The organism is Stagnimonas aquatica (genome assembly GCF_003730135.1).
In the GTDB taxonomy this organism is placed as follows: domain Bacteria; phylum Pseudomonadota; class Gammaproteobacteria; order Nevskiales; family Nevskiaceae; genus Stagnimonas; species Stagnimonas aquatica.
Genome location: NZ_RJVO01000010.1, coordinates 39,967 through 62,437, shown reverse-complemented (window position 1 = coordinate 62,437; position 22,471 = coordinate 39,967). Strand labels below are relative to the sequence as shown.

Genomic DNA, 22,471 nt, shown 5'->3' with positions numbered 1-22,471 from the left:
GGAGGCGATTGTAGGCTGAGTGCCGGGGCTTTCCCGGTGCCGACGACGCTGGACTGACCTGCCTATAATCTTACGCATCAGCTATCGATTATCTTGGAGTATGAATATGGCCGCCACCGCCACGCTATCCAGCAAGTTTCAGATTTCCATACCCAAGGCGGTGCGCGATGAACAGCAATGGCGGGCGGGGCAGGAGTTGGTGTTCATCCCCAAGGGGCGTGGCGTGCTGGTGATGCCGGTGCCCGAGCTCAAGCAGCTCGCCGGCATGGCCAAGGGCGCGAATCCCGACGGCTACCGTGACCGCAAGGATCGCTACTGATGCGGGTCGTCGATACCTCGGTGTGGATCGAATGGCTGGTCGGCGGGCCGCTGGCCAAGAAGTTGGAGAAGGAGTTTCCCGACCGTAGCCAGTGTCTGGTGCCGACCATCGTGCAGCTGGAGCTGGCGAAGTGGCTCACCAGGGAGCGTGGCGAGGAGGAGGCCGATCAGCTTATCGCCTACACGCAGAAGTGCCAGATCGTGCCGCTCGATACCCGCATCGCCCTGCTCGCGGCCGAGATGCATCGCCAGTACCGGCTGGCGACGGCGGACGCCATCGTCTACGCCACCGCCAGAGACCAAGCCGCCGACCTGCTTAGTTGCGACAGCCATTTCGAGAAGCTGCCGGGCGTGGTCTATCTGAAAAAGACCAGCGCTACCTAGCTCTAGTTAGCCCTCGCTCAGCTCCAGCCACTGTTCCTCGGCTGCCGCCAGCTCGGCGCGCGCGGCGGCCTGGCGCTGTTGCAGCTTCTGCGCTTCGGCGCGCTTGGCGGCTTCGTAGAGGCCGGGGTCGGCCAGTTGCTCGTCGAGTTTGGCCAACTCTGCGGTGAGCTTGGCGATCTGTTTGTCGAGCGCGCGTAGGGCTTCGCGGTTGGCCTTGCTGGCCGGCTTGGGCGCATCGGCCGGCACCGGAGCCGCCGCTGCCACCGGCGTCGCCGCCACGGCTGCCGCTGCTGCCGTCTTGCGGGCGGCCGACTCGCCGCGCTGCGCCTTGCGGCGCTCGTCGCGCAGCCAGTTGGCGTAGTCGTCGAGGTCGCCATCGAAGGGCGCGCAACTGCCGTCGGCGACGCGCCAGAGCGTGTCGCAGACGTTCTGCACCAGATGCCGGTCGTGGCTGACCAGCACCACCGCGCCCGGGTAGTCGTTGATCGCCATCTCCAGCGCTTGGCGCATCTCCAGATCGAGATGGTTGGTGGGCTCGTCGAGCAGCAAGAGGTTGGGGCGCTGATAGACCACCAGGGCCAGCGCCAGACGCGCCTTCTCGCCGCCGGAGAACGGCGCGATGGCTTCCATCTGCCGCTCGCCGTGGAAGGCGAACTGCCCGAGGTAGTCGCGCAGGCTCTGCTCGCTGGCGCGCGGGTCCAGGCGCTTGAGGTGCAGATAGCCGCTGGCCTGCGGGTCTAGCTGTTCGAGCTGGTGCTGGGCGTAGTAGCCGACCTTGAGATCGGGCGAGCGCACGATCTCGCCGCCCAGGAACGGCATGGTGCCCGCGAGGCTCTTCATCAGCGTCGACTTGCCGGCGCCGTTGGCGCCCAGCAGCGCCACCCGCTCGCCCGGTTGCAGCGACAGCTTGAGCCTGGTCAGCAGCGGCTTGCCGGCATAGCCGGCCTGGCCGTTGGTGATGTGGATCAGCGGGCTCGGCACCTTCTCGGGCTTGCGGAAGCTGAAGTCGAACTGGTTTTCCGCCAGCACCGGCGCCACCAGCTCCATGCGTTCCAGGGCCTTGATGCGGCTTTGCGCCTGCCGCGCCTTGCTGGCGTGGGTCTTGAAGCGGTTGATGAAGCTCTGCAGATGCGCGACGCGCTGCTGCTGCTTCTCGTGGGTGAGCGCCTGCTGGCTCAGGCGTTCGGCGCGTTGGCGCTCGAACTGCGAGTAGCCGCCGACGTAGAGCGTCGCGCTCTCGCGTTCCAGATGCAGGGTGTGGGTGCAGACCGCGTCGAGAAAGTCGCGGTCGTGCGAGATCAGCAGCAGGGTGCCGGGGAACACCGCCAGCTCTTCCTGGAGCCAGAGCGTGGCGTCCATGTCCAGGTGGTTGGTCGGCTCGTCGAGCAGCAGCAGGTCGCTGCGCTTGAGCAGGGCGCGCGCCAGGTTCAGGCGCATGCGCCAGCCGCCGGAGAAGCTCGCCACCGGGTTCTCCTGCTGGCTGGGCGCGAAGCCCAGGCCATGCAGCAATTGCGCGGCGCGCGCCTTGGCGGCATAGCCGTCGATCATCGCCAGCCGGTCGTGGGCCTTGACCAGGTTGTCGATGTCGGCGTCGGTGGGGTGCAGCTCGATGCGCTGTTCGAGATTGGCGATGCGGGTTTCCAACTCGCGCAGCTCGGTATCGCCGTCGAGTGCGTACTCGATGGCCGGCTGCGGCAGCGCCGGGGTGTCCTGCGAGACGTTCGCCACCACCAGGTTCTTCGACAGGTCGATGCTGCCGCCGTCGGGGCTCAGCTCGCGGCGGATGGCGGCGAACAGCGTCGACTTGCCGACGCCGTTCTTGCCGATCACGCCCACCCGTTGCCCGGTATGGATGGTGACCGAGACGTTTTCCAGCAGCGTGCGGGCGCTGCGGCGCAGGGTGAGGTTCTGGAGGGCGAGCATGAGGGCGCGGATTGTACGCGCAGGCGTGGGCGGCCGGGCCGTGGTGTGCCGGTTGCTGTATCGCGGCCAAGAAAAAGCCCGCCAGCGGCGGGCTTTTTCCAGCGTCGGAACGCGCGGCTTACTGCACCGGCTGCGCGTCGATGACTTCCGGGGCCGGCTCGCCTTCCACCGGAGTCGGCTCGGCTTCGACCGGCGCCACTTCCTCCACCGGAGCGGCTTCGGCCGGAGCGGCCTCTTCCACCGGCGCGGCTTCCTCGCTCGGAGCGGTCTCTTCAACCGCAGCGGCTTCTTCGGCCGGCGCGGCTTCCTCGACCGGAGCCGCTTCGGCCGGGGCGGCACCGCCCTCGGTCACCTTCAGTTCGACGCGGCGGTTCAGCTCACGGCCCTCGGCGCTGGCGTTGTCGGCCACCGGGCTGCCTTCGCCATAGCCCTTGACGGTCAGGCGCGAGCCTTCGACACCACGGGCCAGCAGGTACTGGCGCACCGCTTCAGCGCGGTTGTCGGAGAGCTTGAGGTTGTAGCTGTCGGAGCCTTCCGAGCTGGTGTGGCCGCCGATTTCCACGTGCAGCGCCTGGGCGGCGAGCAGCGAGTCGGCGACGCCGTCGAGGATGGTCTTGGCGTTGGCGGTGAGGCGTGCCGAGTCCAGCTCGAAGTTGACGCCGCGCAGCACCACGGTGTCGCCGGTCTTGCAGCCGTTGAGGTCGATGGCCTCGCCAGCGGCCGGGGTCTCGCAGGGGCTGCTGGGCTCGGCCACGGGAGTGGCTTCCAGCGGGCAGCCGGATTCGTTGACGGCGGTGCCGGCCGGGGTGTCGGGGCACTGGTCGAGTTCGTCGGTCACGCCGTCGCCATCGGAGTCGGCGCCGGTATCGACCACCGCCACCGGTTCGGTGGACTCGGCCGGTGCGGCCGGGGCCGCAGCGGCACCCAGGGGCAGCAGCAGACCGATGGAGGCGACGCCTTCATAGAAGGACTTGTCGGAGGTGGTGGGATCGTTGCCGGCCTGCTCGCGGCCGTGGGCGTCGATGCGGTACTTCACTTCGGTGCGCAGCGCGGCGCCCGGGAAGTAGCCGCCGAAATCGCCCAGCGACAACAGGTAGCCCAGGCCGATGTCGAACAGGGTGGTGCCGTAGTCGGGGATGATCCCGGGGTTCTCCTTGACCTGGCCGCGCTTGAGGGCGATCGGCACGTAGAGGTCGGGCAGGGAGGTGAGCGGGAACACCATGGCGCCGATACCGACGCCGGTGATGGTGGCGGTGCCGCCGCCGGTCTTGCCGTCGGCGACCAGGTAGTCGGCGGTCAGTTCCAGATTGAGGCCGGAGGTCAGGCTCTTGCCGAGGCTGAGCTGGCCGCCCAGGCCGTCGTCGGTGCCACGGGCGTCGGCGGCCTTCAGGTAGCTGAACATCGGCGACACGTACAGGTGCTGGCCGAGGCGGGCCTTGACACTGTCGCTGCTGGCTTCATCGCTGCTGGCGTACTCCTCGTCCTGAGCGTGCGAGGGGAAGGAAAGCACCATCGCGGCGATCAGGCCGAGCGTGCCAAGGCGGTAGTTCATAGGCGTCCCTTTCATGCGGTCCGGGGTTTGTCGTTGGAATCGTTGAATTTTACGGCGGCCTGAGGCCACCGTCTCCAATGCGTTTGTAACACTCCGGTGCGGCTCGCACAACCTGCATGGTGGGCTTACCGCCCGGCGTCTATACTGCGCGCCCTTTCGAGGTGGCGGTCGCGATGGAACCCAACAAAATTCGAGAAGAGGTGACGGCTCTGCAGGCGCGTTTCGACGCCCTGCGGGGCTATCTTTGACTACGCTAACAAGAAGGACCGGCTGATCGAGGTCTGCGCCGAGCTGGAGCGCGGCGACATCTGGAACAAGCCGGAGCTGGCCCAGGGTCTGGGCCGCGAGCGCGCCAAGCTGGAAGACATCATCCAGCCGCTGGACAAGGCCGAGGCCGGCTTGAAGGACGCGCTGGAACTGCTGGAGATGGCCGAGTCCGAGGACGACGCCGGCACCATCAACGAGATCATCCGTGATGTCGAGGGGCTGCAGAAGCTCGCCGACGACATGGAGTTCAAGCGCATGTTCTCGGGCGAGATGGACAACTCCAACTGCTTTGTGGACATCCAGTCCGGTGCCGGCGGCACCGAGGGCCAGGACTGGGCCAGCATGCTGCTGCGCATGTACCTGAAGTGGGCCGACGGCAAGGGCTTCAAGACCGAGCTGCTGGAGCAGTCCGACGGCGAAGTCGCCGGCATCAAGAGTGCCACCTTCTCGGTGAGCGGCCCCTATGCCTATGGCTGGCTGCGCACCGAGACCGGCGTGCACCGCCTGGTGCGCAAGAGCCCCTTCGACTCCGGCAACCGCCGGCACACCAGCTTCGCCGGCGTGTTCGTCAGCCCCGAGGTCGACGACAACATCGACATCGAGATCAATCCCGCCGACCTGGAAGTGGGCACCTACCGCTCCAGCGGCGCCGGCGGCCAGCACGTCAACAAGACCGAGTCGGCGATCCGCATCAAGCACATCCCCAGCGGCATCGTCGTCTCCTGCCAGACCCAGCGCAGCCAGCACGCCAACCGCGACCGGGCGATGCAGATGCTGAAGTCGCGCCTGTACGAGGCCGAGCTGCAGAAGCGCAACACCGAAAAGCAGAAGCTGGAAGACAGCAAGGCCGACATCGAGTGGGGCAGCCAGATCCGCAGCTATGTGCTCGACCAGTCGCGGATCAAGGATCTGCGCACCGGGGTGGAAATCGCCGACACCGACAAGGTGCTCAACGGCCACCTCGATCCCTTCATTGAAGCCAGCCTCAAGCAGGGGCTCTAAGCGCCATGACCGAAGAATCCAAGCCCAACGCGCAGGTAGTCGCTCCCGAGGGCATCGCAGCAGCGGACGAGAACCAGCTGATCGCGGTACGCCGCGAAAAGCTGGAAGCCCTGCGTGCCGCCGGCAAGGCCTATCCCAACGGCTTCAAGCGCGACACCCTGGCCGAGCACCTGCACGGCAGTTACGGCGAGTGCAGCGGCGAGGCGCTGGACGCCCTCAGCGAGCGCTTCTGCATCGCCGGCCGGCTGATGCTCAAGCGGGTGATGGGCAAGGCCAGCTTCGGCACCTTGCAGGACGCCAGCGGCCGCATCCAGATCTTCTGCCAGATCAACACCCTGGGCGCCGAGACCTACGAGGTGTTCAAGAGCGCCGACATCGGCGACATCCTGGGCGTGAAGGGCCGGGTGTTCCGCACCAAGACCGGCGAGCTGTCGGTCTGGGCCGAATCGCTGGAGCTGCTGACCAAAAACCTGCGGCCCCTGCCGGAGAAGTGGGCAGGCCTCACCGATACCGAGACCCGCTACCGCCAGCGCTACCTCGACCTCATCGTCAATCCCGAGGTCAAGAGCGTCTTCGAGAAGCGCACCAAGATCGTCCGCTTCATCCGCAACTTCCTCGACACCCTGGGTTTCCAGGAAGTCGAGACGCCGATGCTGCAACCGATCCCCGGCGGCGCCAGCGCGCGGCCCTTCATCACCCACCACAACGCCTTGGACCGCGAGCTGTACATGCGCATCGCGCCGGAGCTGTACCTGAAGCGCCTGGTGGTGGGGCACTTCGAGAAGGTCTACGAGATCAACCGCAACTTCCGCAACGAGGGGCTCTCCACGCGCCACAACCCCGAGTTCACGATGCTGGAGTTCTACCAGGCCTACGCCGACTACCACGACCTGATGGACCTGACCGAGAACCTGATCCGCGACTGTGCGCTCACCGTCAACGGCAGCGCCCAGCTCAGCTACCAGGGCCGCGACTACGACCTCGGCAAGCCGTTCAACCGCTGGACCATGGCCGAGGCGGTGCTCAAGGCGAACCCCGAGCTGGACGCCACGCGCTTGGGCGAGGCCGACTACCTGCGCCCCATCGTCAAGGCCAAGGGCGGCAATCCGCAGCCGAGTTTCGGCGCCGGCAAGCTGCTCACCGAGCTGTTCGAGGCGACGGTGGAGGCGAACCTGTTCGACCCCACCTTCATCACCGAATACCCCACCGAGGTATCACCGCTGGCGCGTCGCAACGACGCCAACCCGGAGGTCACCGACCGCTTCGAGTTCTTCCTCGGCGGTCGCGAAGTGGCGAACGGCTTCAGCGAGCTGAACGACGCTGACGACCAGGCCGCGCGCTTCCGCGCCCAGGTCGAGGCCAAGAGCGCCGGTGACGACGAGGCGATGTTCTTCGACGCCGACTACATCCGCGCCCTGGAATACGGCCTGCCGCCAACCGCGGGCGAGGGCATCGGCATCGACCGTCTGGTGATGTTCCTCACCGACAGCGCCTCGATCCGCGATGTGTTGCTGTTTCCGGCCATGAGGCCGGAAGCCATTAGCTGACCCGGCCATGAGGCCGGAAGCCATTAGCTGACCCGGCCATGAGGCCGGAAGCCATTAGCTGATCTGGCCATGCGGCCGGAAACCAATGGCTGATCTGGCCTCGCAGCCCGATGCTCGGGGCTGACCCCGCCCTGCGCCGGAAGCTGTGCAGACGCCTCGTTCAAACCGCTGCGAGATTCCCTCCCCCGCTCGCGGGGGAGGGCTAGGGTGGGGGCGTTACGACTTCCCCTGGTCCGCAGCCCGCTAGCGCCGCGTATACCAGTCCGCCAGCCACTGTCCGACGAACATCGCCGGCACCAGCCATAGCGCGCCAGTGGCGCCCTGGCTGAAGGCGACCAGCGCCGGACCCGGGCAGTAGCCGGCGAGTCCCCAGCCAAGGCCGAACAGCGCGGCGCCGACCAGCAGCGGCGCGTCGATGCGTCCCGCCGCCGTCGCCGGCGCCCGCCCGCTGCGGCGCAGCCACCAGAAGCCGGGCAGGGTGACTGCCAGGGCGCTGCCCATCACGAACATCAGCGAGGCGTCCCAGCCCGGACCGAGCCGGAGGAAGGCCAGCACCTTGCCGGGATCGGCCATGCCCGAGATCACCAGGCCGGCGCCGAACAGCAAGCCCGAGAGGCCGGCGAGCAGCGGGCTGGGCGTTGACGGCGCGCTCACGAATGCACCCCCGCGCTGAGCAGGCTGGCGGTCAGCACGCCCACCGCCATGAACACCAGCACCGCCACCAGCGAGCGCGGCGACAGTCGTGCCAGGCCGCAGATGCCGTGGCCGCTGGTGCAGCCGTTGCCGAGCCGGGTGCCGAAGCCCACCAGCAGGCCGGCCAGCAGCAGCCAGGGCACCGGCGTCAGCAGCGCGCGCGGCAGCGGCGCCGCCGGCAGCGCCAGCCAGCCGCCGGCCGCCAGCCCGGCCAGGAACCACCAGCGCCAGGCCCGTTCCGGCCCCCACAGCGCCGCATGGCTGATGCCGCTGATGCCGGCGATGCGGCCGGAGCCGGCGTAGAGCAGCAGCGCCGCGCTGCCGATCAGGGCGCCGCCGAGGGCGGCATGGAGATAGTCGTGCATGAGGGTCTCGGTTTTGACACGGTACCCCGTAGGGTATTAACTTGCGCCGCAATCCGCAATGGAGTCTCCGATGTCCGACTGGCAAGACAGCAAGGCGCAGGTGTTGGCGCGACTGAAGCGCGCCGAAGGCCAGGTGCGGGCGGTGGCCGGCATGGTCGAGCGCGAGGAGGACTGCGAGCGTGTCGCCCAGCAGCTGGCCGCCGCGCGCAAGGCCCTGGACCGCGCCTTCTACGACCTGATGGCCTGCATGCTGCGCCGCGAGCTGGCCGACGCCGGCCTGCAAGACACCAAGCTCGACGGCGTCAATCATCTGAGCGCGCTGCTCGCCCGCTATGGCTGAACTCGGGCCACTGCTGGGCATCGGCCTGTTCCTGGGCCTGGTGCTGGGGCTGACCGGGGCTGGCGGCGCCATCCTCGCGGTGCCGCTGCTGATGGCCGGGCTGGGCTGGGAGTTTCCCCGTGCCGCCGCGCTGGCGCTGACTGCCGTGGCGGCTTCGGCGGCGATCGGTGCCTGGTCGGGCTGGCGGCAGGGGCTGGTGCGCTACCGCGCCGCCTTGCTGATGGCGACGGCCGGACTGTTGTTCGTGCCGCTGGGCTTGTGGCTGGCGCAACGGCTGCCGCACCCGCTGCTGGAGCTGCTGTTCGCCGCCTTCATGCTCGCCGCCGCCTGGCGCCTGCACCGGCAGACGCTGGAGGCCGAGGTGGCGCGCGGCGCGGTACCGCTGCCGGCGCCGGAGCGCCCGGAAATGCTCTGCACGGTCAATCCCGCCACCGGCCGCTTCCGCTGGACCTCGCCCTGCGCGCTGGCGCTGACCGTCACCGGCGCCTTCACCGGCCTGCTCTCCGGATTACTGGGGGTCGGCGGCGGCTTCGTGCTGGTGCCGGCCATGCGCCAGGTCACCGATCTGTCCATGCATTCGGCGGTGGCGACCTCGCTGCTGTTCGTCGCGCTGGTCAGCGGCGGCGCCGTGTTCTGGGCCGCCGTCCATCACGGTCTGCCGGTGGCGACGCTGGCCTGGCCGTTTGTGCTGTCGGCGGTGGCCGGCATGCTGCTTGGCCGTCGCATCGCTCCGCGTCTGGCCGGCCCGCGTCTGCAACGCGGCTTTGCCGGCCTGATGCTGCTGGTGGCCCTTGGCATGGCCGGGTCTGCCCTACGTTGAGGAGAAACCCCATGCTGTTCCGCCAGCTCTACGACCACGAATCCTCCACCTACAGCTACCTGCTGGCCGATGGCCCCGGCGGCGAGGCCCTGCTGGTCGACCCGGTGCGCGAGCACAGCGCGCAGTACCTGCAGCTGATCGAGCAACTCGGCCTGCGCTTGCTGGTGGCGGTCGATACCCACACCCACGCCGACCACGTCACCGCCCTGGGTGCGCTGCGCGACGCCACCGCCTGCGTCACCCGCATGGGCGAGCAGAGCAAGGCCGAGTGTGTGAGCGAGCGCTTCCGCGACGGCGAGACCCTGCGCATCGGCAGCCTGCGCCTGCGCGCCCTGTACACCCCCGGCCACACCGACGAGTCCTACAGCCTGGTGATGGACGACCGGGTGTTCACCGGCGATGCCCTGCTGATCCGAGGCACCGGCCGCACCGACTTCCAGAACGGCGACAGCCATGCCGCCTACGACTCGCTGTTCAACAAGCTCTTGAAGCTGCCCGACGACACCCTGGTCTACCCCGGCCACGACTACAAGGGCTGGACGGTCTCCAGCATCGGTGAGGAGCGGCGCTGGAACCCGCGCCTGCAAGTGCGCAGCGCCGAGGAGTACGCGGCGCTGATGGCCAGCCTCAAGTTGCCGACCCCGAAGCTGATGGATGTGGCGGTGCCGGCCAATCTGGCTTGCGGGCGGGTGGCTGGCTGAGGCCCGTCAAAACCACGGGGTGCGCCGCGGTCGTGGGAGGGGCCTGGAGATCGTCGCTCGCTTGATGGAAGCCCCGGCTTGCAGCCGGGCTACGCTGGCTAGTTTGCTCACCCATGCTCATTTCGTAGCCCAACGCCCACGTTCAGGCGCGGCCGAGCCGAAGGCGAGGACGTCGCACTGGAACGTGTTGTTAGCGTTTGCTTGCGACACGATATCTATTCTCTGTGACGCCGTATTTCGTAAAGGCACACCTGGCCTTGCGAACACGAATGGGGTGCGGATAAGACGAGACCAGTTCTTTCACACGCTTTACGCTCGCGGACGAACGTTCCCCGATCACAACCTCCTCAAGTCTTATGTCTTTGCTGAAGGGAGCGAAATGTAGGCCGCCCTCTTCCTCGCACTCGGCTAGATCCACGAATACGCGCCTTTCATCCTCATACGACCACCCGGAGTATTTCGTGACAAATAGTTTCTTAGTCTCATCTTCCGCGCGTGTGGGATCGGAAATGGCACTGACGTCGAAGTCGAGGAGAGTTGCCGAGTAATTAACCTGGGCAACCAGGTGGTCCGGAATCTCGAAGCCGAGGGCCATGCCCTTGTGCTTGTCGCCGTAATGGGCCCACATCACCGGGCTAGACCAACTGGGGCTAAAGCAGAGAATGCCTCGTTTCCTGTTGAATTCATCGCGGTTGTGGCGCAACGCCGCCCGGAGGTCCTTATTCCTGACGTTGACGGGCAGCAGCTCGAACGGATCATTGAGGTCGGCGACACGCGACACTTTGATGCGTCGAAGAGCAAGGTTCAGGAGGCCATGATTGCTGTCGGTGAGGTTAAACAGTTTCATCGCAAACTCTAACGCCAATTAGCCAGCACAGCCGTGACGCTTAATCCACTGCCCGTGATCGCTAATCCGGCAGCAGGCAGCGCACGAATCGGCGCGGAAAGGCAGGCAACTGCCTGACCAGAAAGAAAAATCGGAATTCTGGGAGGCAACAGATGGCCTCACGTTATACGTCAGCGGCAAATGCGTCATCCGCGCAGCCCCTTCTGAATTATTGGATTCGCTGCGGTCCCACAGCCGCAGCTTGATCGGCAGCCTACGGGCGGTGGACTCCCGCGTCCACCGCGCCGCTTCCTCTCCGCTCTGCCTTGTTCTGCTAGCCGGCCGTCACAGCGCCGCAATCGGCAGATTCAGCGTGGTGTCGTCCAGCGTTGCCAGCAGTTCCGCCTGGCGCAGCGCCTTCGGCAGTTCGTGGCGGATGAAGTAGCGGCAGGCCCAACGCTTGCCCTGGTAGTAGTCCTGGTCGGCGGCACTGGCGCTAGGTAGCGCCTTGGTCGCCAGTTCCGCCTGTTGTAGCCACAGCCAGGCGATGACGGTGTGGCCCATCATCTCCAGGTACAGATGGGCGTTGGCGAGGAAGAGATCCAGCTTGCCCTGCGCGGCGGCGGCACCCAGGGTCATGGTGGTGCGGGTGGCGGCGTCGATGGCATTGGCCAGGGCGTCGGCGTATTCGGTGAGCGCGGCGTCGCCGCTGGCCCGGGCGCTGGCGATGCTGGCCTGGATGCGGCCGAGCAGCAGCTTGAGCGCGGCGCCGTTCTGCATCAGTACTTTGCGGCCCAGGAGGTCCAGGCCCTGGATGCCGTTGGTGCCTTCGTGGATGGGGTTGAGGCGGTTGTCGCGGTAGAGCCGCTCGACCGGATAGTCGCGGGTGTAGCCGTAGCCGCCGAGCACCTGGATGGCGAGCTTGTTGGCTTCCAGGCAGAACTCGCTGGGCCAGGCCTTGGCGATGGGCGTGAGGATGTCGAGCAACAGGTGGGCGTCGGCGCGGACCTGCTCGTCGGGGTTGGCCAGCTCTTCGTCCACCAGCCGCGCGCAGTACAGGCACAGCGCCAGGCCGCCTTCGACATAGGCTTTCTGCTGCAACAGCATGCGGCGCACATCGCTGTGTTCGATGATCGCGACCGGCTTGGCTTCCGGATTCTTGTTGCTGGCCGGGCGGCCTTGTAGCCGGGTCTTGGCGTAGTCGAGGCTGTAGCGATAGCCGGCGGAGGCGAGGGCGACGGCACTGAGACCAACGCCGATGCGCGCCTCGTTCATCATGTGGAACATGCAGGCCAGGCCCTGGCCGGGCGCGCCGACCAGCTCGCCCACGCAGTCGCCCTGTTCGCCGAAGCTGAGTGCGGTGTTGGTGGTGCCGCGATAACCCATCTTGTGGTTGAGGCCCATCAGCCGCACTCCGTTCTTCGCGCCCAGGCTGCCGTCGGCGTTGACGCGGTACTTGGGCACGATGAACAGCGAGATGCCCTTGACGCCGGCTGGCGCGCCGTCGATGCGCGCCAACACGTGGTGAACGATGTTCTCGCTCAGGTCGTGCTCGCCGCCGGAGATCCACATCTTGTTGCCGCTGATCGCATAGCCACCGTCGGGCAGCGGCTTGGCGCGGGTCTTGATGTCGCCCAGGCTGGAGCCGGCCTGCGGCTCCGACAGGCACATGGTGCCAAACCAGCGGCCCTCGATCATCGGCCGCATGTAGCGCTGGCGCTGCTCCGGCGAGCCGTGCGCGGCCAGCAGGTTGGCGGCGGCGCCGGTCAGGAACAGATAGCCGGCGGTGCCGATGTTGGCGGCGGTAAACAGCGCGCTGACCGCCTGGAAGATGGTGTAGGGCAGTTGCAGGCCGCCGTGCTCGCTGGCGAAGGCGGTGCCCAGGAAGCCGCCGTCGATATAGGCATCGAGCGCCGCCTTCACCTCCGGGATCAGGTGCACGCGCTCGCCGTCGAAGTGCGGCTCGTTGGCATCGAGCTTGGCGGCGTGCGGCAGGAACTGCTCCTCGGCCAGCACGGTGGCGGCGTCGATCACGTCGTCGTAGCTGGCGCGGTCCTGGCCGCTGTAGCGCGGGTAGCGGCTGAGGGTCTCAATGCGCAGCCATTCGTGCAGCAGGAAGTCGAGATCGCGACGCTGGATCAGTTCGGGCATGTCAGGGCTCTAATGTGGTTGTCTCCTCGGGCGGCAAGACTACCAGTCTGCCGCCGCCGTTAGCGCCCCGGTCCAGCGCGAAGGTTCAGCGGTTGAGCGTGCGCTCCCACATCTGCAGATAGCCTTCGGCGGAGTTGTAGAGCGCGTCCAGCGCTTCGCGCCCGCCCTCGATCCGCACTTCCTCAACGAAGTCGGCCACCAGGCCGTAGTGGGCCATGCCCTCGGCGTTGATGTCGAAGGCTCGCTCGCCACTGACCTGCTCGTCGAAGGTCACCGGCGCCACCTTGGCGAACTGCGGGCCCCAGTCGCTGCCCTGGAACAGGGTGAATGGGTAGCTCACCGGCACCGCCTCGCTGCCGCGCGGGTTGGCCTGCGAGCCCATGCCGTTGGTGTCGGCGCCGTAGCCGAGCGCGAACAGGTACTTGTCGCTCTTGATCGGCTTGAGGCGGTTGAGCATCTCGACGTGCTGGCGGCCGTTGCCTTTGTAGGGGTAGATCAGGCCGCCGCCGGCGAGGATGCGCTGCGCCTGCGTCATGCTGATGCCGCCATGGCCGCCGTGGGTGGACACCAGCGGATACACCGGCGTCTGCGCCTCGGCGAGGTCGAGCAGCTGGTTCTTCATCTTCAGCTCCAGATGATCGACCTCGATGATCATCTTCTTCTCCATCATCTTCTTGAACGCGTATTCGCCGAGGTTGGTCATGCTCCGCGAATTGCACTGCAGCTTGCTGGAGCTGTAGAGCGGCACCGCGCCGTTGAGGATGGGCAGCAGCAGGGCGGTGAGCGGATCGTTGCCCAGGCCCGGCACCGTGCTCATGATCGCGCCGGCGCCGTAGAGGTAGTCGTCCTCCGGGCAGTCGTAGGTGCCCCAGAACTTGCCGGTATCGGCAAAGTTGCCGATGTTGAGGATCAAGCCGTTGAAGATGCCGTTGCCGCCGAAGGCATTGTCGAACTCGTGGATCGGGAACATCTGCCGCACGCCCAGATCGTAGAGGCGGTCCATCTGCTCGTCGATGTCGGTCTCGGTGCAGCCGCTGACTTCGGTGAGGTTGGCGAGGTAGCGCACGTTGCAGTTGAACAGGTGCGAGATCTCGATGCCCAGCACCACTGCCATCTTGCCGTCGTTGATCACCTTGCGGGCTTCCTGCGGCGTGGTGACGATGCGGTACCAGCCCTTGCCGGGGCCGCCTTCCTGGGCGTCGATGTAGTCCTGCATGCGGTGCATGAAGTCGGCCTGGGAGACGGCGCTGTCCATCTCGTTGCAGTTCTTCAGCGGCTGCAACTGGGTGGTGGCGGCAAGCCGGCAGAGCACCTCGTTCTCCACCAGGTTGTTGACCATCAGCCGCAGGCCCGCCTTCCAGGCCCGCTCCACCCACTTGTAGTACATCGCCTCGTGGGTCAGCGAATGCGCCGCCGGCCAGTCGATGAAGCTGGGCCAGCCGATGTTGTCGTGGGTGGCTTCCGGGGTGCCGGCGTAGAGATTGCCGACCAGATCCAGGCGGCCGTTGGGGCCGTGCTTGGCCTGGCAGCTGCCCACCGCGTCCTCGACGCCGAAGCGCGAGTAGGGGTAGCCGTAGTGCGCGCCACCAAGAAAGTCGGTGGCGGAGATGTGCACGTGCACGTCGGCGAAGCCGAGCACCGGCTGGTCCTCGCCATTGCCCTTGAAGGTCTCGCCCTGAGTGTTGGTGGCGATCTCGGGGAACTCGCTGCAATTCTCCACCCACTCGAAGCCGAACTTGCCGGCATTGGCGGCGTTGGCGACCAGGCTCAGGCTGCCGTCGGCTGCGGCACTGAGGTAGCCGGCCTCGGAGGCGGAGTAGAGCGTGTAGCCCTGGTCGAGATCGCCGTCGATGGTCCAGTCGATGGCCTCGCCCAGGGCGGTGCTGCTGCTGACCGCGCTGCCGTTGCCGGTCAGGAAGGCGCGGCTCTGGTCATAGACCATGTACTTGCCGAGCGCGGTCGGCTTCAGGAAGAACGGCTCGGCCGCCTTGGCGGTTGCGGCGCTCATCGCATAACCGCTGCCGCTACGCGCGCACCAGCCCTGGGTGGCGCGCGATTGCAGCGCCCAGCAGCCGTTGGCGAGGTCGTAGCGGGTCTTGGCGGTGGGCAGTGCCGGCGTCGGCGAAACGCCATCGCCATCCTGCGGGCGTTCGGAACTGCCGCAGCCAACCAGCACGACGCCAAGCAGCAGCGCGGAAACCGCAAGGGACCAAGGGCGCATCGGGACTCTCCTGAATCAACCGCCGAGGACCGGTCGTCCCTGGCGGGCGCCGGTGTTCTTTTAGGGCCGTCATGCTAGTGACATATGCAGGTTCGCACCTATGGTAAAAACGCCTTCGCATAACCCGCCCGCGAACCCGCAAGACCCCATGCGCAATACCCTGATCACCCTCGCCATCGGCCTGCTGTTGCTGGTCGGCTTGTTCTGGCTGTTCAAGCCGACCCCGACCCCGACCCCGGCAGTTGCGGCCAGTGCGGTCGCACCGTCGGCCGCCGTCGACCCGGCCCCCGCGCCCGCGCCTGCACCGGCGCCGGCGGTGCAACGACTGGAGCTGCAGATCGCCGAAGGCCGCCTGCTCGGCGAGCCACAGAGCTTCCGGCTGTCGCAGGGTGCGCAGGTGGAATTGCAGCTGCGCAGCGACCGCGCCGGCGAACTGCACCTGCACGGCTACGATCTGGAAGCCAAGGTGCAGGCCGGCATGCCGGCGCTGCTGAGCTTCCGCGCCGACCACGCCGGGCGCTTCGAGATGGAGCTGCACAGCAAGGCCGGCCACATCGACCTCGGCGCCCTGGAAGTCCAGCCGCAGTGAGCCGGCGGCTGGCGCTGGCGCTTGCGCTGCTGTCGCCGGCGCTGGCCAGCGCCCACTCCTTTGGCCGCCAGTACAACCTGCCGGTCCCGTTCTGGCTGTACGCCTACGGGGCGGCGGCGGCGCTGCTGCTGTCGTTCCTGGTCGCCGGCTACTTCCTCAGGACCGGCGCGACTGGCAGCGGCGGGGCGACTGGCAGCGGCGGGGCGACACGCGAGCTGACCGACTCCGCCCTGCTGCGCGCGCTGCGTCGTTGGCGGCTGCCGGGGCTGCTGCGCGCCGCGAGCCTGGCCGCGCTGCTGCTCTGCGTGGTCGCCGGGCTGGTCGGCAGCCGCAACCCCTACACCAACATCAACATGACCCTGTTCTGGGTCTGCTTCGTGCTGGGCTTCGCCTACCTGAGCGCGCTGCTGGGCGATCTCTATGCCCGGATCAATCCCTGGCAGACCCTGGCCCAGGGCCTGGCGCGGCTGTGGCCGGACTACGCGCGCGGCCGGCTGCGGCAGCCGGAGCGCTATGGCTACTGGCCGGCGCTGGCGCTGTACATGGGCTTTATCTGGCTGGAGCTGTTCGGCCATAGCAAACCGCCCTCGCTGGCCCGGGCGCTGCTCGCCTACGGCGCGATCAATCTGCTGGGAGTCTGGCTCTGGGGCCTGCGGGCCTGGTTCCGTTACGGCGAGCTGTTTGCGGTGTTCCTGCGGCTGATCGCGCTGATGGCGCCGCTCGACATCCGGCGGCAGGACGGTTGCACCCGGGTCTATCTGCGCTGGCCGTTTTCCGGGCTGCTGCAGTCGCGTGCCGAGCACGGCAGCCTGCTGGTCTTCATCCTGTTCATGCTGTCGTCGACGGCGTTCGACGGCCTGCGCGAGACCGTGCCCTGGGTGCGGCTGTTCTGGACCGATGTCTACGCGCTGCTGAAACCCTGGGTGGGCGCCGAGCCGGCGCTGGCCTACCCGCGCTTGAGCGAGCTTTACCGGGTCTGGCAGACCCTGGCCCTGCTGCTCTCGCCGTTCCTCTACCTGGCGCTGTATCTGGGCTGCCTATGGCTGTCGCGGGCGCTCGCCGGCAGCCAGCTGCCACTGCGTGAACTGGCGCTGCGCTTTGCCTATTCGCTGCTGCCCATCGCCCTGGTCTATCACCTCACGCACTACTACACGCTGCTGATGATCCAGGGCGTGAAGATCGTGCCGATGCTGTCCGATCCCTTCGGCTGGCGCTGGAACCTGTTCGGCACCGCCGGCTGGTTACGCTCGGCGGTGATCCCCGACATGGGCCGGGTCTGGCATACCCAGGTGGGCCTGATCGTGTTCGGCCACATCGTCAGCGTGGTGATCGCGCATCTGGAAGCGCTGCGCTGCTTCCCCGGCCGGCGCCAGGCCACGCTGAGTCAGTTGCCGATGCTGCTGCTGATGGTGCTGTTCACGGCGGCGGGGCTGTGGATTCTGGCGCAGCCGATCCAGAGTGGCCGCTGACGGCCGCCTCGTGCGCGGCGGCCAGCTTCTTCCATTCGCTCAGCGCGCGGCCGTAGAGGCGTAGCTCGCAGTCGGCACAGCCGCCACCGCAGCAGTCGTAGTCCTGCGGCGGTTGGGGTCTGGGGGGCAGCGCGGGCAATGTCACCCGCGCAGTTTATCGCCTGCGGTTGCGGTTGCGCTCAGGCGCGGGCGCGGTCGCCGCGCTGTTCCGGCACCGCGTTGGCCACCACGTCCGGCAGGGTCTTCAGCGGTGCGCCTCCCTCGGGTGGGAACAGACCGTAGATGGCCGGCAGCAGTCGCAGCTGCGCGCCCGGCACCAGGGCGGCGGTGAGCGGGTCCAGGTGCGAAAGCTCGATGTCGACACGCGTGCCGTCGTGCGCCAGCTTGGCGCCGGCGCGGACGAAGGGTCCGGTGCGCTGTACCGACAGGACGCGGGCGTCGAGGCCGGGGCTGCTGTCCTCGACGATGCGCAGGTCGTGGGGGCGCACGTAGATCTCCACCGCACCGGACAGCGGGCTGTCGGTGTTGAGGCTCAGGCCGTTGATCTTGAGCTTGCCGCCTTGCACCTCGCCACGGAAGCGGTTGACGCTGCCGAGGAAGTCGAACACGAAGGGCGTCGCCGGCTGCTCGTAGACCTCGGCGGTGGTGCCGACCTGCTCGATGCGGCCACGGTTCATCACCACCACCCGGTCGGCCAGTTCCAGCGCCTCTTCCTGGTCGTGGGTGACGAACACGGTGGTCACGCCGGTCTTGTCGTGCAGTTCGCGCAGCCAGCGGCGCAGGTCCTTGCGCACCTTGGCGTCGAGGGCGCCGAAGGGTTCGTCGAGCAGCAGCACGCGCGGCTCGATGGCAAGCGCGCGCGCCAGCGCCACGCGCTGCTTCTGGCCGCCGGAAAGCTGGGCCGGATAGCGCTTGCCGAGGCCGGAGAGCTGCACCAGTTCGAGCAGCTCCTGGGCGCGCTGGCGGATCGCCGCCTTGTCCGGCTTGTCAGGGCCTTTGCGCACCGACAGTCCGAAGCCGATGTTGTCCTCAACGGTCATGTGCTTGAACAGCGCGTAGTGCTGAAACACGAAACCGACACGGCGTTCCTGTACCGACAGATGGGTGGCGTCGTTGGCGCCGAACTTGATCTGGCCGGCGTCGATCGGCTCCAGGCCGGCGAGCGCGCGCAGCAGGGTGGTCTTGCCCGAGCCCGAGGGGCCAAGCAGGGCGATCAGCTCGCCGCTGGCGATGTCGAGATCGACGCCGGCCAGCGCCGGGAAGGCGGCGAAGGTCTTGCGGACGTTACGGATGGAAATTTCCATGGCGATGGCGGACAGGTGGAATCAGTGGCGACGGGCGGCGGCGAGCTGGTCGGCGTAGCGCCATTCGAGGAAGGTCTTGAGCGCCAGCGTCACCAGCGCCAGGGCGGCGAGCAGCGAGGCCACGGCGAAGGCGGCGGCGAAGGCGTACTCGTTGTAGAGAATCTCGATGTGCAGCGGCAGGGTGTTGGTCTGGCCACGGATGTGACCGGACACCACGCTGACCGCGCCGAACTCGCCGAAGGCGCGGGCGTTGCACAGCAGCACGCCGTAGAGCAGACCCCACTTGATATTGGGCAGGGTGACGCGCCAGAAGGTGCGAAAGCCGCCGGCACCCAGGGTCAGCGCCGCCTGCTCGTCGTCGGTGCCCTGCTCCTGCATCAGCGGAATCAGTTCGCGGGCGATGAACGGGAAGGTGACGAAGATGGTCGCCAGCGCGATGCCCGGCACTGCGAAGATGATCTTGATGTCGTGCTCCGCCAGCCAGCCGCCGGCCCAGCCGTGGGCGCCGAAGATCAGCACGTAGACCAGGCCCGCCACCACCGGCGACACCGAGAACGGCAGGTCGATCAGCGAGATCAGCAACTGCTTGCCGCGAAACTCGAACTTGGCGATGCACCAGGCGGCGGCGACGCCGAACACGAGGTTGAGAGGCACGGCGATGGCGGCGGCGAGCAGGGTGAGCTTGACGGCCGAATAGGCGTCCGGCTCGCGCAGCGCCGAGACATAGGTACCCCAGCCGTCACGCAGGGCCTCGGTGAACACCGAGGCCAGCGGCAGCAGCAGGAACAGCGACAGGAAGCCGAGCGCGCTGCCGATCAGCAGCCAGCGCACCCAGGCCGGCTCGGTGATCGCCGAGTTCTTGCGCACCAGTGGTCCGGTGCCGAACTCCGGGGGGAGCGCTGGCGGGTCCTGCAGCGAGTGGTCGCGGGGTTGGCTCATCGGTTGCGGCTCCGGCGGGTCCAGGCCTGGAACAGGTTGATCAGCAGCAGCAGCAGGAAGGACAGCGTCAGCATCGCCGCCGCGATGGCGGTGGCGCCGGCGTAGTCGAACTCCTCCAGCTTGATGATGATCAGCAGCGGGGTGATTTCCGACACCATCGGGATGTTGCCGGCAATGAAGATGATCGAGCCGTACTCGCCGACCGCACGGGCGAAGGCGAGCGCGAAGCCGGTGAGCAGCGCCGGCCAGACGCTGGGCAGGATCACCCGCGTCACCGTGATCCAGCGGCCGGCGCCGAGGGTGGCGGCGGCTTCTTCCAGCTCCTTCTCGGCTTCGGCCAGCACCGGTTCGACGGTACGCACCACGAAGGGCAGGCTGATGAAGGTCATCGCCACCACCACGCCCAGCGGGTGGTAGGCGACCTGGATGCCGAGCGGCTCCAGATACTGGCCGAGCCAGCCATTGCCGGCGTAGAGCGCGGTGAGGGCAATGCCGGCCACCGCCGTGGGCAGGGCGAAGGGCAGGTCGATGAAGGCATCGAACAGGCGCTTGCCGGGAAACTGGTAGCGCACGAACACCCAGGCCACCAGCAGTCCGAAGAAGGCGTTGAACAGGGCGGCGATCAGCGCCGAGCCGAAGGTCAGCTTCAGCGAGGCCAGCACCCGCGCCGAGCCGAGGGTGTGCAGCAGGCCGTCCCAGCCCAGTCCGGCGGCCTTGAAGTAAACGCCGGCCAGCGGAATCAGCACGATCAGCGACAGATAGCTGAGGGTGATGCCGAGGGTGAGGCCGAAGCCCGGGATGGCTCGGCGTTGCTTGGGCTTGAAGGGGTTCAAGGGAATGTAACTAAGGAAAGTGAGTCGCCGGGCATTTTCGGCATATGGTGCGGGCCGGCAAGTGCCGGCCTCGCCTGGCGAAAGGAAGTTCTAACGATATGCGCTTCTTGCCCGTCGAGGCCGGACGGCATCCGCCGGTGCGACGGAGCTTCGGCTCAGCGGGCGCTGATGATCTGGTCGAACAGCGCGCCGTCGGCGAAATGGATCTTCTGCGCGGCGGCCCAGGAGCCGTACGACTGTTCGACGCTGAACAGGTTCAGCGGCGGCAGGTTGGCGGCGTACTTCTTCAGGACCGCCTCGTTGCTGGGGCGCAGGTCGTTCTTGGCGAAGATCTCCTGGCCGGCGTCGCTGTAGTGGTATTCCAGGTAGGCCCGGGCGAGCGCGGCGTTGCCCTTGCGCGCGGCGTACTTCTCGACCACCGCGACCGGGTTGTCGGCGCGCACGGTCAGCGAGGGGATCACTACGTCGAATTTCTCCGGGCCGAGTTCCTCCTTGATCAGCCGCACCTCGTTCTCGAAGGTGAGCAGCACGTCGCCGATGTCACGCTGCGCGAAGGTGGTGGTGGCGCCACGGCCGCCGGTGTCGAGCACCGGCACGTTGGCGAACAGACGGCTGACGAAGTCCTTGGCGCTGGCCTCGCTGCCGCCCGGCTGGCGCTTGGCGTATTCCCAGGCGGCCAGATAGCTGTAGCGGCCATTGCCGGAGGTCTTGGGGTTGGGGATGACCAGCTTGACGCCCGGCTTCACCAGGTCGTTCCAGTCCTTGATGCCCTTGGGGTTGCCCTTGCGCACCACGAACAGGATCGCGCTCCAGGACGGCGCCGAGTTGTTGGGCAGCTTCTTCTGCCAGTCCTTGGGCAGCAGGCCGGCGCGCTCGGCGATGGCGTCGATGTCGAGCGGGTTGTTCATGGTCACCACGTCGGCCTGCAGGCCGTCGATCACCGCGCGTGCCTGCTTGGAGGAGCCGCCGTGCGACTGCTCGATCTTGATCTCCTGGCCGGTCTTGGCCTTCCAGTCGGCGGCGAAGGCCGGATTGAAGTCCTTGTAGACGCCACGGGCGACGTCGTAGGAGACATTGAGCAGGGGCTCGGCCGCCAGAGCCTGGCCGAAGCCCAGGCCGGCGGTGACGATCAGTAGCGGTTTCAGCAGGGTTTTGAGAGTGCGCATGGAAGGGTCCGAAGGGCTGGAGTCCGGCGGGCGGGCATCGTGCGGCGGCCGGCGGATTGGGTGGGGTGGGAGGCGGGTTGGTGTCGGGATGCCGCTGCGCTTGGGTTCAGCCGAAGTTGAGCCGGTCTGCCGGATAGCTGCGCTGCTGCGGCTGCGGAGGGTCGGCCAGCGGCAGCCGGCTACGGTCGATCCAGCGGGTATTGGACAGCCATAGCCCTTCAAACTCGGCTCCGTGGGCGCGATTGAGGATCGCCAGCCCGCTGTTCTTGGCGTCCAGCAGCACCACCTTGTTCTCCGGTTTCAGGCCCAGCTCCAGCAGTTGCAGGAAAACCTCGTCGGCGAGCAGGCCGGGATAGCGTCCGTGCAGCGGCCGCAGCAGGTCGTTGACCAGATGCCAGGTATCCGAGCGGCCCGGCACCCGTCCGCCCAGCGGCAGGGTGCCGTTGTGCATCAGGTACAGGCCGTCGGCGATCTTGAACGGGTGGGCGTTGACCTTCTCGTTGCTGCCCCGGGTGCGCTGGCGCAGATGCAGCACCAGCTCGCCCTCGGGGTGGGCCTCGAGCGCCGCCCGGATGGCATCGGCGTCGGTCTCGGCATGGCGCTCGACCACCAGCTCGCCGTCGGCATCGAAGCCCATCAGGCCCCAGCCGTCGGCGTTGAGGCGCAGCGAGGCTTCCAGCAGGTCGGCCGGGATGCGGGCATCGCGCGGCTTGTGGACGATCACGCACATGGGCGGCTCTCCGGTGGCGCCTATTCGTCGAGCTTGGCCACCAGCACGTCGGCGGCCTTGAACAGCGCCAGTGCCGAATCGCCCACTTGCAGTCCCAGGCGCTTGACCGAGCTGGTGGTGATCACCGCGCCGATGACACCGGCGCTGGTTTCGATCTCCACTTCGCTCATCACGTCGCCACGCAGGATGCTGATGACGGTGCCTTTGAACTGGTTACGGGTGTTGACCCGGGTGAGGCTCATCGTTCGGTCCTAAAAAAGAGGGGGCGTTTCCGCCCCCCTGCAAGTGCAACCCCCAAGAAAGCGGGGTGGAGGGTGAGGTGCAGAGCCAA

23 protein-coding genes are annotated in these 22,471 nt (G+C 67.4%); 9 read left to right on the top strand and 14 right to left on the bottom strand.

Going from position 1 to position 22,471, the window contains the following annotated elements; translation table 11 throughout:
* Nucleotides 1-106: 106 nt before the first annotated feature.
* The gene (locus tag ED208_RS16390; protein WP_123213009.1) at nt 107-319 is read left to right on the top strand and encodes an AbrB/MazE/SpoVT family DNA-binding domain-containing protein; all 213 of its coding nucleotides are present in this window, start codon (nt 107-109) and stop codon (nt 317-319) included.
* Complete coding sequence (locus ED208_RS16385) at nt 319-702, top strand: type II toxin-antitoxin system VapC family toxin (RefSeq protein ID WP_123213008.1); 384 nt, start codon at nt 319-321, stop codon at nt 700-702. The genes ED208_RS16390 and ED208_RS16385 overlap by 1 nt, the downstream gene beginning before the upstream one ends.
* 6 nt (nt 703-708) lie before the next feature.
* Here ED208_RS16385 and ED208_RS16380 read toward each other — a convergent pair whose 3' ends face one another.
* Complete coding sequence (locus ED208_RS16380) at nt 709-2,625, bottom strand: ABC-F family ATP-binding cassette domain-containing protein (RefSeq protein ID WP_123213007.1); 1,917 nt, start codon at nt 2,623-2,625, stop codon at nt 709-711.
* Between the two features lie 118 nt (nt 2,626-2,743).
* Entirely contained in the window at nt 2,744-4,177 is a 1,434-nt protein-coding gene (locus ED208_RS16375; RefSeq protein ID WP_158608598.1) for an OmpA family protein, read from the bottom strand.
* A gap of 173 nt (nt 4,178-4,350) precedes the next feature.
* Here ED208_RS16375 and prfB point away from each other — a divergent pair.
* A protein-coding gene (gene prfB, locus ED208_RS16370; protein ID WP_123213005.1) for a peptide chain release factor 2 occupies nt 4,351-5,446 on the top strand; the annotation gives its coding sequence in 2 pieces (ribosomal slippage) (nt 4,351-4,422 and nt 4,424-5,446; 1,095 coding nt in all).
* A gap of 5 nt (nt 5,447-5,451) precedes the next feature.
* Nucleotides 5,452-6,993 carry a lysine--tRNA ligase gene (gene lysS, locus ED208_RS16365; RefSeq protein ID WP_123213004.1) on the top strand — a complete coding sequence of 514 codons (1,542 nt, stop codon included), beginning with the start codon at nt 5,452-5,454 and terminating at the stop codon, nt 6,991-6,993.
* Between the two features lie 243 nt (nt 6,994-7,236).
* Here the strand turns inward: lysS and ED208_RS16360 are convergent, their stop codons facing one another.
* Nucleotides 7,237-7,566: a DUF6691 family protein gene (locus tag ED208_RS16360; RefSeq protein WP_199720653.1), complete on the bottom strand. Its 330-nt coding sequence runs from the start codon at nt 7,564-7,566 to the stop codon at nt 7,237-7,239.
* 77 nt (nt 7,567-7,643) lie between these two features.
* Nucleotides 7,644-8,051 (bottom strand): YeeE/YedE family protein, encoded by a 408-nt coding sequence (locus tag ED208_RS16355; RefSeq protein WP_123213003.1) that lies wholly within the window; start codon nt 8,049-8,051, stop codon nt 7,644-7,646.
* Nucleotides 8,052-8,121: 70 nt separating this feature from the next.
* Here ED208_RS16355 and ED208_RS16350 point away from each other — a divergent pair, with 70 nt between their 5' ends.
* From ED208_RS16350 to ED208_RS16340, 3 genes are read left to right on the top strand one after another with little or no spacing between them, the layout of a single operon-like run.
* Nucleotides 8,122-8,391 carry a metal-sensitive transcriptional regulator gene (locus tag ED208_RS16350; protein ID WP_123213002.1) on the top strand — a complete coding sequence of 90 codons (270 nt, stop codon included), beginning with the start codon at nt 8,122-8,124 and terminating at the stop codon, nt 8,389-8,391.
* On the top strand, nt 8,384-9,211 hold the full coding sequence (locus tag ED208_RS16345; protein ID WP_123213001.1) for a sulfite exporter TauE/SafE family protein: 828 nt from the start codon (nt 8,384-8,386) through the stop codon (nt 9,209-9,211). Before ED208_RS16350 ends, ED208_RS16345 begins: the two co-directional genes overlap by 8 nt.
* Nucleotides 9,212-9,222: 11 nt before the next feature.
* Entirely contained in the window at nt 9,223-9,912 is a 690-nt protein-coding gene (locus ED208_RS16340; protein ID WP_123213000.1) for an MBL fold metallo-hydrolase, read from the top strand.
* A gap of 190 nt (nt 9,913-10,102) precedes the next feature.
* Here the strand turns inward: ED208_RS16340 and ED208_RS16335 are convergent, their stop codons facing one another.
* The 3 genes from ED208_RS16335 to ED208_RS16325 form a co-directional block, all read right to left on the bottom strand.
* Nucleotides 10,103-10,759 carry a DUF2971 domain-containing protein gene (locus tag ED208_RS16335; protein ID WP_123212999.1) on the bottom strand — a complete coding sequence of 219 codons (657 nt, stop codon included), beginning with the start codon at nt 10,757-10,759 and terminating at the stop codon, nt 10,103-10,105.
* Nucleotides 10,760-11,083: 324 nt separating this feature from the next.
* Entirely contained in the window at nt 11,084-12,889 is a 1,806-nt protein-coding gene (locus ED208_RS16330; RefSeq protein ID WP_123212998.1) for an acyl-CoA dehydrogenase, read from the bottom strand.
* A gap of 85 nt (nt 12,890-12,974) precedes the next feature.
* The gene (locus ED208_RS16325) at nt 12,975-15,110 is read right to left on the bottom strand and encodes an amidohydrolase family protein (RefSeq protein ID WP_123212997.1); all 2,136 of its coding nucleotides are present in this window, start codon (nt 15,108-15,110) and stop codon (nt 12,975-12,977) included.
* A gap of 148 nt (nt 15,111-15,258) precedes the next feature.
* Between ED208_RS16325 and ED208_RS16320 the strand changes: the two genes are divergently transcribed.
* Nucleotides 15,259-15,699 carry a cupredoxin domain-containing protein gene (locus tag ED208_RS16320; RefSeq protein WP_123212996.1) on the top strand — a complete coding sequence of 147 codons (441 nt, stop codon included), beginning with the start codon at nt 15,259-15,261 and terminating at the stop codon, nt 15,697-15,699.
* Complete coding sequence (locus tag ED208_RS16315; RefSeq protein WP_123212995.1) at nt 15,696-17,168, top strand: hypothetical protein; 1,473 nt, start codon at nt 15,696-15,698, stop codon at nt 17,166-17,168. Before ED208_RS16320 ends, ED208_RS16315 begins: the two co-directional genes overlap by 4 nt.
* Here the strand turns inward: ED208_RS16315 and ED208_RS17845 are convergent.
* From ED208_RS17845 to ED208_RS16280, 7 genes are all read right to left on the bottom strand, one after another.
* Complete coding sequence (locus tag ED208_RS17845) at nt 17,116-17,313, bottom strand: oxidoreductase-like domain-containing protein (RefSeq protein ID WP_123212994.1); 198 nt, start codon at nt 17,311-17,313, stop codon at nt 17,116-17,118. The genes ED208_RS16315 and ED208_RS17845 overlap by 53 nt on opposite strands.
* Nucleotides 17,314-17,347: 34 nt before the next feature.
* Nucleotides 17,348-18,472: a sulfate/molybdate ABC transporter ATP-binding protein gene (locus ED208_RS16305; protein WP_123212993.1), complete on the bottom strand. Its 1,125-nt coding sequence runs from the start codon at nt 18,470-18,472 to the stop codon at nt 17,348-17,350.
* Between the two features lie 21 nt (nt 18,473-18,493).
* Nucleotides 18,494-19,411 (bottom strand): sulfate ABC transporter permease subunit CysW, encoded by a 918-nt coding sequence (gene cysW / locus ED208_RS16300; protein ID WP_123212992.1) that lies wholly within the window; start codon nt 19,409-19,411, stop codon nt 18,494-18,496.
* Nucleotides 19,408-20,244 (bottom strand): sulfate ABC transporter permease subunit CysT, encoded by an 837-nt coding sequence (gene cysT, locus ED208_RS16295; protein WP_199720650.1) that lies wholly within the window; start codon nt 20,242-20,244, stop codon nt 19,408-19,410. Before cysT ends, cysW begins: the two co-directional genes overlap by 4 nt.
* A 155-nt stretch (nt 20,245-20,399) precedes the next feature.
* On the bottom strand, nt 20,400-21,410 hold the full coding sequence (locus ED208_RS16290; RefSeq protein WP_123212990.1) for a sulfate ABC transporter substrate-binding protein: 1,011 nt from the start codon (nt 21,408-21,410) through the stop codon (nt 20,400-20,402).
* Nucleotides 21,411-21,516: 106 nt separating this feature from the next.
* A complete protein-coding gene (locus ED208_RS16285; protein WP_123212989.1) occupies nt 21,517-22,140 on the bottom strand; it encodes a class II glutamine amidotransferase in 624 nt (207 codons plus the stop codon).
* Nucleotides 22,141-22,160: 20 nt separating this feature from the next.
* Nucleotides 22,161-22,382 (bottom strand): TOBE domain-containing protein, encoded by a 222-nt coding sequence (locus ED208_RS16280; RefSeq protein WP_123212988.1) that lies wholly within the window; start codon nt 22,380-22,382, stop codon nt 22,161-22,163.
* Nucleotides 22,383-22,471: the final 89 nt, after the last annotated feature.

Bases quoted from the DNA above. Each gene is read 5' to 3' on its own strand.
- ED208_RS16380 (WP_123213007.1), bottom strand. From the start codon at position 2,625: ATGCTCGCCCTCCAGAACCTCACCCTGCGCCGCAGCGCCCGCACGCTG.
- ED208_RS16360 (WP_199720653.1), bottom strand. From the start codon at position 7,566: ATGGCCGATCCCGGCAAGGTGCTGGCCTTCCTCCGGCTCGGTCCGGGC.
- ED208_RS16320 (WP_123212996.1), top strand. From the start codon at position 15,259: ATGCGCAATACCCTGATCACCCTCGCCATCGGCCTGCTGTTGCTGGTC.
- lysS (WP_123213004.1), top strand. From the start codon at position 5,452: ATGACCGAAGAATCCAAGCCCAACGCGCAGGTAGTCGCTCCCGAGGGC.
- ED208_RS16355 (WP_123213003.1), bottom strand. From the start codon at position 8,051: ATGCACGACTATCTCCATGCCGCCCTCGGCGGCGCCCTGATCGGCAGC.
- ED208_RS16280 (WP_123212988.1), bottom strand. From the start codon at position 22,382: ATGAGCCTCACCCGGGTCAACACCCGTAACCAGTTCAAAGGCACCGTC.
- ED208_RS16335 (WP_123212999.1), bottom strand. From the start codon at position 10,759: ATGAAACTGTTTAACCTCACCGACAGCAATCATGGCCTCCTGAACCTT.
- ED208_RS16345 (WP_123213001.1), top strand. From the start codon at position 8,384: ATGGCTGAACTCGGGCCACTGCTGGGCATCGGCCTGTTCCTGGGCCTG.
- ED208_RS16290 (WP_123212990.1), bottom strand. From the start codon at position 21,410: ATGCGCACTCTCAAAACCCTGCTGAAACCGCTACTGATCGTCACCGCC.
- cysW (WP_123212992.1), bottom strand. From the start codon at position 19,411: ATGAGCCAACCCCGCGACCACTCGCTGCAGGACCCGCCAGCGCTCCCC.
- ED208_RS16385 (WP_123213008.1), top strand. From the start codon at position 319: ATGCGGGTCGTCGATACCTCGGTGTGGATCGAATGGCTGGTCGGCGGG.
- ED208_RS16285 (WP_123212989.1), bottom strand. From the start codon at position 22,140: ATGTGCGTGATCGTCCACAAGCCGCGCGATGCCCGCATCCCGGCCGAC.
- ED208_RS16350 (WP_123213002.1), top strand. From the start codon at position 8,122: ATGTCCGACTGGCAAGACAGCAAGGCGCAGGTGTTGGCGCGACTGAAG.
- ED208_RS16340 (WP_123213000.1), top strand. From the start codon at position 9,223: ATGCTGTTCCGCCAGCTCTACGACCACGAATCCTCCACCTACAGCTAC.
- ED208_RS16330 (WP_123212998.1), bottom strand. From the start codon at position 12,889: ATGCCCGAACTGATCCAGCGTCGCGATCTCGACTTCCTGCTGCACGAA.
- ED208_RS16375 (WP_158608598.1), bottom strand. From the start codon at position 4,177: ATGAACTACCGCCTTGGCACGCTCGGCCTGATCGCCGCGATGGTGCTT.
- ED208_RS16325 (WP_123212997.1), bottom strand. From the start codon at position 15,110: ATGCGCCCTTGGTCCCTTGCGGTTTCCGCGCTGCTGCTTGGCGTCGTG.
- ED208_RS16390 (WP_123213009.1), top strand. From the start codon at position 107: ATGGCCGCCACCGCCACGCTATCCAGCAAGTTTCAGATTTCCATACCC.
- ED208_RS16305 (WP_123212993.1), bottom strand. From the start codon at position 18,472: ATGGAAATTTCCATCCGTAACGTCCGCAAGACCTTCGCCGCCTTCCCG.